This is a genomic window from Lysinibacillus capsici, assembly GCF_020217405.1.
GTDB lineage: Bacteria > Bacillota > Bacilli > Bacillales_A > Planococcaceae > Lysinibacillus > Lysinibacillus capsici.
Genome location: NZ_CP084108.1, coordinates 1,806,569 through 1,819,533, shown reverse-complemented (window position 1 = coordinate 1,819,533; position 12,965 = coordinate 1,806,569). Strand labels below are relative to the sequence as shown.

The following is a 12,965-nucleotide window of genomic DNA, read 5'->3' as shown; positions in this document are numbered from 1 at the left end:
TTTTTGTCTATCACCATTTTCCCTATTAAGCTAGTTAATATTGAAATTTTCTGATTTCTCTAACATAATGAAATAGACATTGTACATTCGAAGGGCAGGTGCTAATTGATGTCGAAACATCCTCTACTCGTACGTGATGTCCTCAAGCGCAAGCATTTTGAATCGGCGAAGCTTATTGCAGGGCAGCACGGCCTAGATCGCCAAGTATTGTGGACACATATATTAGAAATTAAAGATTTTGAAACCTTAATCAATGGTGGTGAATTAATTTTAACCACGGGTGTCGGTTTACAGCTAGAACGAGAAACACAAATAGCCTACTTACAAAACCTTATTCGTAATGAGGCAGCTGGTCTTTGTATAGAAATTGGCGACTATTTTGACCATGTTCCCGTAGAATTGATTGCCATGGCAAATGCCCATCATTTCCCTATCATCATCTTTGAGGAAATTGTACGATTTATTGATATTACGCAAGATTTGCACACGTACATAATTAATCAACACCAGCAGGCACTTACACAGCTAGATACACTATCCAAAACTTTTATGGAATTATCATTAATGCCAAATGGTATTTTAAAAATATTACAAGTGCTCCATCAAGATACAAATGCTCCCTTTCTATTTGTTTCAGAAGATACAAAAAGCTTTTATTATCCTATGGAGGCTAAAAAATATTTACGTGTCATGGAGGAGCATTGTCAGCAGTTAGAACTACAAGAGCCCTTGCACCTTCTATCCTTGGGTAAAGACCATTTTGTCATTATTCCTGTTAATGGACTTGGACAAGTGTGGGGCTATTTATGTATGCATTCTGAACTGCCAAAGCAGAGTGATTACACCTTGTTAAATCTTGAACGAGCAACTATGTCGATTGCCCATATTTTAATGCGTAACCGCATGCTTCAGGAGCGACAGCAAAGCCGGGAAGATGAATTCATACTAGCCTTAATTCAAGGTCAGCCAGTAGATATTCAATACTACCAAAGCTATTTACCAATCGAAAGTCGTAATTTATTTTACCGAGTCGTCGTGTTCAATCTACATGATGAAGCCAATACTGTACCTGAAGAAGAATGGCAGGAAATCCAGCTACAAAATGCCATGTATGTTCGTTCGATTCTGAAAAAGCTTGGATTTTTCCCTACTGTTTCAGTAAGACAGCACGAGATAATTATTTTAGCCTTTTTCATTGCCGCAGATTATATGAAAGACAATCGCGACGCTTTTGATCAAGCAATTTCACAAATCATTGCAAGAAAAGCAGCACAATTTTTTGAGCAACTTACCCTTAGCTGTGGTATTAGCAATGTCTATCAAACGATCGAAAGTGTTCATCTGGGCTATAAGGAAGCCAAATCAGCCATCCAAATGCAGCATCATCAATTGACGAGCTCCATCTATTATAAGGATTTAGGTGTTTATCGATTGTTATTACAGCAGGATCAAACAGCTCTCTTACAATTTGTAAAAGATTATTTACAGGAAATTTTAGTATTAGATCAAAAAAGTAGCCATGATTTATTTCAAACATTAGCTGTTTATCTGTCCTATAATGGAGCTAAAAATGATACAGCAGAACAGCTGTTTATTGTCCGTCAAACACTTTACAAACGAATAGAACGATTAGAAAGTATACTAGGTGCTGATTTTTTACAAGCTCCCCATCGCCTCAATATTGAGATGGCTGTTAAGGCATATGAACTATTGCAAAAAACAGCACCTGATCTATTACGATTTTGAACGAGGGTCCATAAAATCTCGTAAAGCATTACTGAGCATATATAAGCCTAAAACAAGAATCGTAATGGCTCCTCCAGGGGCATACGTATACCAAGGGGCACCGATTAAATAGGCTTGTGAATCTTTTAACATTCTACCCCAGCTAGGGTTTGGTGGCTGTACCCCAAGCCCTAAATAGCTCAGTGCGGCCTCGGCTAACATGGCTGTCGCAAAAGTCACGGTTGCTGCCACAATAATTTGCGACGAAATGTTTGGCAAAATATGACGAAACATGATGCTATAAGGCTTAACACCAATTAATTTCGCTGCCAGCACATATTCCGAGTCACGTTGTTGCACAAAGCCACTGCGGGCAATCCTCGCAATAGCAGGTATCGCGATAATCCCCAGCGCTATCGCAGTATTCGTTATTCCTGGGCCGAATACTGCTACAAGCATTAATGCTAAGATGATTCCTGGAAAGGCCATTAAAGCGTCCATCGTACGCATAAATATTTCATCGACCCAGCCACCAACATAGCCTGCAATTCCGCCTATGAGAATACCAAATATCGTTCCAATCGCAACCGTTAATAGACCCACGGCAAAGGCTGTTTGTGTCCCCTTCATAATGCGACTAAAAATATCTCGCCCAAATTCATCTGTTCCAAACATATAGGCACCACCTGGACCACGCAATTTTTCAGGTATATTCATCGCGTTGACATCATGGGGTGTATAAAAAAAGCTAACAATCATGACGAGCAGAAAGCCAACAATGACGAGGAGACCAATGACTAAATTGATTTTTTTAGTATAGCGCTGTAATTGTTTCATGGTAGTCACCTCTTAACGTAATCGAATTCTAGGGTCCAACACAGAATATAAAACATCGACGATAAAATTAATCATGACGACAGCTACTGTAATATACATAACGATCCCTTGTACGAGTGGAAAATCACGATTACTGATAGCCGTAATCAATAACTGACCAATCCCTGGCAATGAAAACACCTGCTCCACAATAATCGTTCCTGCCACAACCTCCGCCATAATCAACCCAAAAACCGTCAATATCGGAATCATGGAATTTTTCAAAACATGCTTATACATTACATTTTGTTCAGACATCCCTTTACTGCGTATCGTACGGACATAATCGAGCTGGACCTGCTCCAAAATGGCTGTACGAACATAACGAAAATTCACCGCAATTTGCGGAATCGCAATCGTTAAGGCTGGGAGTATTAGCGTACTGAGCGCCCCTGCTACACTTTGTGTCCAAGGTATATAGCCACTAATTTTAAAGAAGCTGAACTGTAGGCCAATGTAAAGAATAAGCATCATTCCTAGCCAAAAGGAGGGCACTGCCATACCGATCTGGGTTACAGTCGATAATGACACATCACTTAATTTATTTTGTCTTCTTGCTGCAAACATCCCTAAAGGTAATGAGATGATTAAGACAATGATAAGGGTGAGTCCTGCTAATGACATGGTGACAGGAAGTCGATCAAATAGTAATTCTTTTACTGGCATGGAAAATCGAATGGAATTCCCTAATTGCCCTGTCAATAAGCCCTTCATCCAATCCACATATTGTTCATAAAGAGGACGATCCAAGCCAAGCTCAGATCGTAAATTTTCAATTTGAGTGGGATCCGCCTCTGTTCCTAGCATTGTGCGAACTGGATCACCAGGTAAAATTTGAAAAACACCAAATGTAATAATGGATACTAGAAGGATGGTTGTTATTAACAGGATGATTCGACGTAGGATATACATCATAAGCACTCATCCCTTTCTAGTTTGAAAACTTGACCTCTGACATATCGTGGAACCAGAATGGATAGCTCTTGAGCCCCGTCACCTGTTTGTCAGATCCCCAAACGATTTGATAATCCGCAATATACACTGCTGTTGCCTGCTCAGCTAATATTTCCTGTGCACGATGATAGAACTCTATTTGCTTGGCTTGGTCGGTTTCCTTTAAAACATCAGCCATAATTTTGTCGTATTCTTCATTTTTAAATAAGAAGAAGTTTTCACTATCGTTTGTAGAAATGTAATCATTCAACACTTCAAAAGCAGATGCACGACCTGTTAAGTCAATCGTTGTCATTGCATAGTCACGACCAAAGTAAACGCGATCTAGCCAAATTCCCCATTCCACTACTTCAATTTCTACATCAATTCCAATTTCTTGCAAATTAGCCACGACAATTTGTGCAATATTGGAGTAAATATCATTGTGTGAAGACACTGTAATTTTTGTTTTAAAGCCATCCGGATAGCCTGCTTCTGCTAATAACGCCTTCGCTTTTTCCACATCTCGCTCATACATGCTTTCTAAGCCCTTCTTTTGGAAATCGCCCATCGCTGGACTCATATTAGAGCCAAGTGGCACAGCATAGCCTGCAAACACAGAGTCAATAATATCGGCTTTACTAATGGCGTAATTGATTGCTTGACGAACCTTCACATTGTCAAATGGTGCCTTTGTTTCGTTAAATGTAACAATAAGAGAAGAGTTATTATTTTGGTGTGATAAATTATAGCTTCCCTCTACCTCGCTCACACGGTGCCAAGGAACACTTGTTAAATCAACTTCGTTTGCCATTAAGCTCATAATGGCTGCCTGATCATCTGATTGGAAGGCAAAGGTTACTTTATTCAAATAAGGTAATCCTTCTTGCCAGTACTGTTCATTTTTCTTAAGCTCTAAATTTGTACCTGGTGCATATTTCACAAAGGCAAATGGACCTGTACCAATTGGATTTTCATTATGCTTCCCATCATTGCTCTTTGGAATAATAGCTGATTGTCTGCCTGTTAATGAATACAAGAAATTTGAATTTGGCTCTTTTAGCTTGATCACAAATGTACTTGCATCAGACGCCTCTGTAGATGCTACATTATCAAAGCTATTGGACATTTTTTCCCCACCATTTTTCCCCATTAAACGGTCAAAGGAATATTGAATATCCTCCATCGTTAAATCATCACCATTATGAAACTTCACACCTTGGCGAATCTTAAACGTATAGGTTAAGCCATCCTCAGAGATTTCATAGCTTTCAGCAAGTCCCTCTTTTAAGGAGCCATCCGTTTCAGGAGCCATTAGCCCCTCAAAGATATTTAGAATCATTTGATACGAAATGGATGCTGTCGCTTTATGTGGATCTAAAAAATCTGGATCATCATTCACACGTACAACAATTTCCTGTGGAGCATCTGTTGCCGCTTGACCATCTGTAGTACCTGAAGTAGTCGTCGTTTTCTCTCCATCACTTGAACACGCTGCCATAACGATTGCCATTAACACTGTTAGTAGTATTAATCCGCTTTTTTTCCATTGCATGGCTGTTCCCCCTTTTTCTAAGTGCTTGTCTTTTGAATGCTTGTATAACTCTCAACATCCGCCAATCGTTCAGCGGCTTTAATGCCAGCCAGAATTGCTTCCTCCATCACCTTTGTCGCTAGCTGGCCTAAATAATCAAGTGCATAGGATTGATCCCCTGTACCAAGCACAAAAATCGTATCGCCATCCAGCATCGTATGAACAGGATAAATCGTGCGTGCTAAGGCATTTTGCGTAAGCTGCGCAATCTTTTTAGCCTCCGCCTTCGTTAGCTTGGCATTCATTGCCACAACACCAATGGTTGTATTAGTTCCCGTTAAAGCCTCTGATTGTGCATGTTGCTCTAAATAGGCACAGCAATCCACCCATTGACCAGAATGCGTATCTCTTGCTCCAGCTAAAATTTGTCTTGTTGTAGGATCCTTTACATCTCCAACTGCATTGACGGCCACGATAGCACCTGCTACAAGACCATCTTTCCCCGCATAGGAAGCACTACCAAGCCCACCCTTCATTGCAAATTCTGGACCAGCTAATTTGCCTACAGTTGCTCCGTAGCCTGCGCCTACATTGCCGTTTGGAAATGAACCGACTTGTGCCGCTTGTGCCGCTTCATAGCCCATAAGTGCAGTAGGTCGTGCATATGGATCACCGATAAACAAGTCAAAGAGGACAGCACCTGGTACAACCGGTATTTTCGCTACTCCTGCATCTAACCCAATCCCTTGCTCCTCTAAAAATTGCATGACGCCTGTAGCAGCATCTAACCCAAAAGCACTACCCCCAGCTAAACAAATGGCATGGACTCGGTCAATTTCATTGATGGGATCTAACGCATCTGTTTCGCGAGTACCTGGTGCAGAACCCCGAACATCCACTCCACACACCGCTCCGTTTTCCACTAATAGCGCCGTACAGCCTGTGATGCCCTCTTTATTCTCGCGATGTCCTACCTTAACACCTGGCACATCCGTTATATTGCCAAACATCCTTCACACCTCACTTGTTGAATAATTGAAATTTTCTGATTTTTCTTCATATAAAAAACAGGCTACTCGTTGATGATCATTTTCATCGTGAAGCTTCGGTCTCTCCTGATGGCATCTTTCCATCACATACGGGCAACGTGTATGAAAGACACAGCCAACAGGTGGATTCATCGGACTTGGTAACTCACCCTGTAAAAGTATTTCTTGCTTAGGCTCATCAAAATTCACAACTGGTATTGCAGATAGTAATGCTTGTGTATAGGGATGTAACGGATTGGCATATAGCTCCTTCTTTGTCCCAATCTCCACTACTCTACCTAAATACAGCACTGCCACACGGTCACTAATATGCTTCACAACGCTTAAATCATGTGAGATAAATAAATAAGTTAATTGAAATTCATCCTGTAAATCCATCATGAGATTGAGCACTTGTGATTGCACCGACACATCCAGTGCTGAAACGGGTTCATCGGCAATAATGAATTCTGGATGAATCGCTAATGCCCGTGCAATCCCAATACGCTGCCGCTGCCCACCAGAAAATTCATGTGGAAACTTATGCATGGCATCCTCAGGTAGCCCTACCTTTTGTAATAGCTCCTTCACACGCTCTTTGCGTTGCTCCTTCGTCAATGTTAATTGCAACTTCATCGGTTCTTCGATAATAGAGCCGATTCGCATCCGTGGATTGAGTGAGGCAAAGGGATCCTGAAAAATCATTTGCATTTGATTGCGGTAACTTTGCAGCTTATTCCCCTTTAAATGCTGGATGGGCTGTCCTTTATACAACACTTCTCCTGCTGTTGGTTCAACGAGCTTCAAAATTGTTCGCCCAAAGGTGGATTTTCCTGAGCCTGATTCGCCAACAATACCAAGCGTTTCCCCTCTATAAATCTCAATCGAAATATCATCCACCGCTTTAATGACCTTTTTCTCTTCCTTCATCGACTTACGTTTCACAGGAAAGTAGGCTTTTAAATGATTAATTTCCAGCAAAACTTCTTTCTCCGTCATGAGCCAGCTCTCCTTTCTCCGTGAATAAATGACAGCGTACCTTATGTGCCTCTTGAATGTGATGAACAGCAGGTTGCTCCTGATGACAATGTGCCAGAGCATGGGGACAACGTGGCGCAAAGCGACAGCCGTCAGGTAATGCATACGCAGGTGGCACAGTACCAGGAATCGATGGTAACCTTTTGACATCTGTTTCAAGGCTTGGCATCGTCTTTAAAAGCGCTGTTGTATAAGGATGCTGTGGATTTAAAAAGAGCTCTCTTACTGGGGCCTCCTCGACAATCTGTCCCGCATACATCACCATAACGCGGTCAGCTGTCTCTGCAACAACGCTCATATCATGGGTAATGAATAAAATGGCTGATCGATGCTCTTCCTTCATTTTTAGCATCAGCTTTAAAATCTGTGCCTGAACCGTGACATCAAGTGCAGTAGTTGGCTCATCCGCAATCAATAGCTGCGGATTATTCGACATTGCGATGGCAATCATAACTCGTTGTCGCATCCCGCCTGAGAGTTGGTGAGGATATTCAGCGATGACCTTTTCTGCATTCGCAATCCCGACTTCTTTTAAAAGCTGTAGCGCTTTATTCCATGCCTCTTTTTTCGATACCTTTTGGTGTCTTCGTATGCCTTCAATCATTTGATTGCCAATCGTAAAAACGGGATCTAAAGAGGTCATGGGCTCTTGAAAAATCATACTAATTTCATTGCCTCGTATACGGCTCATTTCTTTATTTTTATAGGTAAGTAGATTTTTACCGTTTAAAGTGATAGAACCTGACGTAATTTCTCCTGGAGGTATAGGCAGCAACCGCATAATGGCTAAGGATGTAATACTTTTGCCACTTCCCGATTCACCAACCAGTGCAACGGTTTCTCCTTTATGAATAGTAAAATTCACATCTTCCACAACTTTTGCCTCTTTGCCATTTTTTAAATGGAATTTAATTGATAAGTGATTGACCTCTAAAAGCACATCTTTTTCTTTTGGCTGTTCCATATGCGTCCCTCCATCTCAGTGTGGATTAGGTGGTGCATAGCGTATAGCGATATTTTTCATTTGCGTATAGTTTCGCAGTGCAACAAAGCCCTTCTCTCGACCAATTCCACTTTTTTTATAGCCGCCAAACGGCATTTGAATGCCTCCAGCAGCCCCATAATTATTGACAAATACTTGGCCAGCCTGCACACGGCTTGCCACATAATGAGCCGTATCGATATTTTGTGACCAAATGCCCGCCACTAGGCCATAGTCCGTACTATTGGCTAATGCGATGGCCTCCTCTACAGTTGAAAATGTCAAGACGGTTAACACTGGACCGAAAATTTCCTCCTGAGCTAATGGATCATTTGGATCAACACCATCAAGTATAGTTGGCTGAACATAAAAACCATTCTCATAGCCTGCCAATGTCAATGGTTCCCCACCCGTCACAACATAGCCATCTACCTGTGCTTGCTGTAATAATGCAGTGATTTTTGTATATTGTTGTTCATTCAGTAACGGTCCCATCTCCATATCTGCCTCACCTGGTCCTACTTGGATCGCTTGGAATCTTTGCGCTAATCGGGAAATAAAGGACTCTTTTATACGTTCCTCAATGAGTAAACGTGCCCCTGCTGAACAAGTTTGACCAGCATTTTGGATAATCGCACGTACGACTCCCTCTAATGCCTGCTCCATGTTAGCATCCGCAAAAACAATATTAGGAGATTTACCACCAAGCTCTAATGTCACAGGCACAACATTTTCTGCAGCCGCCTTCATCACCGCAATTCCTGTCGGAACAGAACCTGTAAACGTAATATGATTAATATCGGGATGTGAAGTTAAATAAGGACCAACTTCTCGTCCCAAACCCGTAATATGCTGGAAAATCCCTTTTGGCAACTTATCGGCGAACCATTGTGCAATGGCATGTGTTGTTAGCGGTGTATCCTCCGCACTTTTCACAATGACTGCATTACCAGTTGCGATAGCGGCTGCTACACTTCTTGCCGTAATTTGAATCGGATAATTCCATGGCACAATATGTACCGTAATGCCCACTGGCTCTAGCACTACTGCATTTAATAGCCCATCCTCAATTGGAATGGTATCTCCCATCACCTTATCCGCTGCACCACCATAAAATTCAAAATAGCGAGCCGCTGCTTCAATATCTGCTCTTGCCTGTGATAAGGGCTTTCCTACATCCCGACATTCTAGTAAACTCCATTCCTCTGCATGCTTACGAATATAATGAGCAAATTCGATCAATAACTGCCCACGTTCATAGGCTTTCCATTGACGCCAGTCCTCTCGTTCAAAGGCTACTCGTGCTGCACGCACTGCCTCTTCTACATGTTCTTTACTTGCGTTGCCAATTTGTGCAATCACTTCACCTGTTGAGGGATTCTTAACATCGAGGTATGTCTGTGCATCACCGTGAACCCACTCACCATCTATCAACATAGGAATTTTTTTCATTATACCCCTCCTATAATCCACGGCCACCATCTACATGTAATGTCGTTCCTGTGACCATACTTGCTGCATCTGATAGTAAATAACTAACAGCTCCTGCTATATCTGCTGGCTTCACTAATCGTCCTAATGGCACAGATTGCACAAAGACACTTTGCTTCGTCTGCTCTACGTCTGCACCCTGTGCGGCAAATTGACCAAGCATTTGTGTGTCTGCTGGTCCTGGATGAATCGTATTAACACGAATTTGACTAGATGCTAGTTCAATTGCTAGTCCTCTCGTAAAGCTCTCTGCTGCACCCTTCGATGCAATATAAGCCTGTAAGCCCGGTCTTGGTCGCACTGCTGAAATCGAGGCAATTGTAATAATAGAACCCCTTTGCTGTTTTTTCATAAAAGGGACAACTGCCTTTGTCGTGATAAATAAACTTTTCACATTAACATCCATTAAACGATTCCATTCATCCATTGTGACCTCTTCAATCGGCGTAGCTGACTGGGCAATTCCCAGTGCATTAACAAGACCATCTATTCTGCCATACTTATCAAAAACCTGCTGGCAGATGTCTTGCACACGTTCCTCCTGTAACACATTGACTTCAAAGCATTGAAGGGCATCCTGTGTAATATCTGATAAGGCATCTATGGATAGATCAAGTCCAATAACTCGATTGCCCAGCTTTAATTGCTCGTGAATAATGGCCTTTCCCATACCGCCTCCCGCACCAGTAACCACAATCACCTTTTGCTCAACTGCCATGCTAAACACCTCCTGCTGTTAAAGTTCTATTAATAATTTCCTGACAAATCGCATCGCCCATTTGTGCTGTTGTCGCTTGTCCACCAATATCTGCTGTTTTCACAACGCCTTCTTGCAGCACAGCTGTAATGGCTTTAACAATGAGCTGTTCTAAATCTGGTCTGCCTTGATGGCCAAGCAGTAAGGCAAGCGACCAAATTTGAGCGATTGGATTGGCAATACCCTTGCCTGCAATATCTGGTGCTGAGCCATGAACAGGCTCAAACATCGATGGAAAATCCTTTTCGGGGTTCAGGTTGGCTGATGGAGATAGACCAAGTCCTCCTACAATAGCAGAGCCTAAATCGGATAAAATATCGCCAAACAAATTGGACGCTACCACCACTTCAAAATTCTGTGGTCGTTCTACGAAATAGGCGACGAGTGCATCGATATAAATGGATTCGAGCTGTAGTGCTGGTGAACTTTGCTTCACCGCTTTGCTTGTATGCTCGTCCCAGAATTTCATCGAATGAATAATGGCATTCGATTTTGTCGCACTTGTTATTTTGGTTTTACCGTGTTGCTTCGCATATTCACAGGCAGCATGGACAATCTTTTCAATCCCAATGCGCGTCATGATTGTATTTTGAATCGTCATTTCCTGCGGCTGCTGTTGGTACAGTCGACCACCACTGTCAGAATATTCACCCTCTGCATTTTCACGGAAGATCACAAAATCAATTTCTTTGCCGTTAGCCAAGGGCGACGCTATCCCAGGTAGTGATTTAATAGGACGGAAATTCACATATTGCTGGAAATGCTTTCGAATGGGCATAATTAATTCCCAAACGGTAACATCATCAGGCACACGAGCATCGCCAATAGCCCCAAATAAAATCGCATCATATGTTTGAAGTGTTGCCAGTGCATCATTAGGCATCATACAGCCATGCTGTACGTAGTAATCGGAGCTCCAAGGAAAGATGGTTGTTTCAATTTGTAAGGAGCTATGTTGTTCTTGCAAACAATTTAAAACTTTTAACGCTTCCTGCATAACCTCTTTTCCTATGCCATCTCCTGGTATTACTGCTATTTTGATAGCTGTCATTGTGCATCACCCGCCAAAAATTTTAATGCTGCTAAACGGTAAATGGCCGTTGTTTCTGCCAATTCTTCAATGTCCACATACTCATTGATTTGATGAGGAATTTCTCGATCTCCTGCTCCAACCGTTACAATTGGAATACCATGCACATGAAGAAACGTCCCATCTGTCGCGCCTGGAACACCATTATATTTTGGTTCCTTCTCTGTTACCTCTGCCACAGCCTCATATATTGCCTGTACAACAGGGTCTTCCTTCGCTGTTGCTGTTGCAGGTCGGTTATCAAGAACCGTCAGTTCTACTTTGAAATCAGGATCATCTGCTTGTAATCGTTTAATAATTGCTTCAATCTTGCCCAGTAGTTCATCATGGTCCTGCGCAGGCACCGTGCGAATATCGAGTGTTGTCATACAGTGATCGGGAATGACATTGATTTGTGCATCTCCCTTTACAGGCGCTCGTAAAATCGTTGGTGTAATAGATGGCCAATTCAGCATTGGATCACGCCCTAATCGTGCTTGCTCCTCTTTTTCCAATTTTTCAAGCTCTACGATGAAACGTGCCATACGCCAGTTAGGATTAATGCCACTCCACGAAATCGCACCATGCGCCATTTTACCGAAAATATCTACCTGTAAACGAATAGCCCCGCGTTGTGCAATACACACATTATTTTCCTGTGGCTCACAGATAATCGCACCATCCACACCATCGGCCCAGCCATTTTTAATAAAATGCTTAATGCCTAGCATAAGCCCTTCTTCATCACATGGAATACATAAAATAATTTTGCCCGTAAACGCCTCTTGATCTAGTAGCAATGACTGACAAGCTGTAATCATACAAGCCAGATTCCCTTTTGTATCATTCGTTCCCCTGCCATACATACGCCCATCTACAATTTCTGCTCCAAATGGATCATAGGCCCAAGCCTCTCGATTGCCCTCTGTCACCACATCCGTATGTCCTTCGAAAAGTAATGTTTTCCCAGGCTTGCCCGAATCAATAATACCAATGACATTTGGTCGCCCTGGCACAACCTCCTCGATATGTGTCTCGATGCCAATATCTCGTAAATACGCTGCTACAAAAGTTGCCACCTCTTGCTCATTGCCCTTCGGATCGTTCTCACGGTAAACGCTTTCAATGCGCACGAGCTTCTGTGTTAAGGCGATGACCGTCTCACGATCTCGCACATACGATGTTGTTGTCTTTAAACTAGTTACTGTCATGCAAAGGACCTCCTATTTTTAAAGAATATTCTGAATTTATGTTATTTTAACATTGTCCTTTCTCTATGAAACTAGACAATATGTTAATGATTCAAAGAACGCCTTTAACTTTTTGTTTAGCAATAAATCACTAGAAAAAAACATTTTTTTCTGTTTTACGCAGTTTTTCGATTAATCCATCAAATGAAAGAGAGTATTGATTTTGATTTTGACGTGGTTAGAGATTTTTAGTTTGGAAGAGAGCAACACTTTTTTTGAGCGGGATTTCTTTAATTTGGAGAAAGAGTTTTTGGTTCTTTGGAGCGGTTCGCTCACTCTTGG

General features: G+C 42.0%; 11 protein-coding genes. 1 reads left to right on the top strand and 10 read right to left on the bottom strand.

What is annotated here, in order from left to right; translation table 11 throughout:
- Positions 1 to 108: 108 nt before the first annotated feature.
- Positions 109 to 1,746 carry a PucR family transcriptional regulator gene (locus LCP48_RS08615; protein WP_225340861.1) on the top strand — a complete coding sequence of 546 codons (1,638 nt, stop codon included), beginning with the start codon at positions 109 to 111 and terminating at the stop codon, positions 1,744 to 1,746.
- On the opposite strand, the gene LCP48_RS08610 is transcribed toward LCP48_RS08615, so the two are convergent.
- From LCP48_RS08610 to LCP48_RS08565, 10 genes are read right to left on the bottom strand one after another with little or no spacing between them, the layout of a single operon-like run.
- On the bottom strand, positions 1,735 to 2,562 hold the full coding sequence (locus LCP48_RS08610; RefSeq protein ID WP_004229583.1) for an ABC transporter permease: 828 nt from the start codon (positions 2,560 to 2,562) through the stop codon (positions 1,735 to 1,737). The two genes, LCP48_RS08615 and LCP48_RS08610, sit on opposite strands and share 12 nt — an antisense overlap.
- A gap of 12 nt (positions 2,563 to 2,574) precedes the next feature.
- A complete protein-coding gene (locus LCP48_RS08605; protein WP_009374228.1) occupies positions 2,575 to 3,516 on the bottom strand; it encodes an ABC transporter permease in 942 nt (313 codons plus the stop codon).
- 16 nt (positions 3,517 to 3,532) lie between these two features.
- The gene (locus LCP48_RS08600; RefSeq protein WP_004229588.1) at positions 3,533 to 5,089 is read right to left on the bottom strand and encodes an ABC transporter substrate-binding protein; all 1,557 of its coding nucleotides are present in this window, start codon (positions 5,087 to 5,089) and stop codon (positions 3,533 to 3,535) included.
- A gap of 17 nt (positions 5,090 to 5,106) precedes the next feature.
- Positions 5,107 to 6,078, bottom strand: coding sequence for a P1 family peptidase (locus LCP48_RS08595; RefSeq protein WP_225340860.1), 972 nt, complete (start codon positions 6,076 to 6,078; stop codon positions 5,107 to 5,109).
- 3 nt (positions 6,079 to 6,081) lie between these two features.
- On the bottom strand, positions 6,082 to 7,095 hold the full coding sequence (locus LCP48_RS08590) for an ABC transporter ATP-binding protein (RefSeq protein ID WP_225340859.1): 1,014 nt from the start codon (positions 7,093 to 7,095) through the stop codon (positions 6,082 to 6,084).
- Complete coding sequence (locus LCP48_RS08585; protein WP_225340858.1) at positions 7,064 to 8,098, bottom strand: ABC transporter ATP-binding protein; 1,035 nt, start codon at positions 8,096 to 8,098, stop codon at positions 7,064 to 7,066. The genes LCP48_RS08590 and LCP48_RS08585 overlap by 32 nt, the downstream gene beginning before the upstream one ends.
- Positions 8,099 to 8,113: 15 nt before the next feature.
- Positions 8,114 to 9,568, bottom strand: coding sequence for an aldehyde dehydrogenase family protein (locus tag LCP48_RS08580; protein ID WP_202341781.1), 1,455 nt, complete (start codon positions 9,566 to 9,568; stop codon positions 8,114 to 8,116).
- Positions 9,569 to 9,578: 10 nt separating this feature from the next.
- Positions 9,579 to 10,325 (bottom strand): SDR family NAD(P)-dependent oxidoreductase, encoded by a 747-nt coding sequence (locus LCP48_RS08575; RefSeq protein ID WP_009374234.1) that lies wholly within the window; start codon positions 10,323 to 10,325, stop codon positions 9,579 to 9,581.
- A gap of 1 nt (position 10,326) precedes the next feature.
- Positions 10,327 to 11,415 (bottom strand): tartrate dehydrogenase, encoded by a 1,089-nt coding sequence (locus tag LCP48_RS08570; RefSeq protein ID WP_004229600.1) that lies wholly within the window; start codon positions 11,413 to 11,415, stop codon positions 10,327 to 10,329.
- Positions 11,412 to 12,644, bottom strand: a complete 1,233-nt coding sequence (locus LCP48_RS08565) for a M20 family metallopeptidase (protein ID WP_225340857.1) — start codon at positions 12,642 to 12,644, stop codon at positions 11,412 to 11,414. The genes LCP48_RS08570 and LCP48_RS08565 overlap by 4 nt, the downstream gene beginning before the upstream one ends.
- Between the last annotated feature and the right edge of the window lie 321 nt (positions 12,645 to 12,965).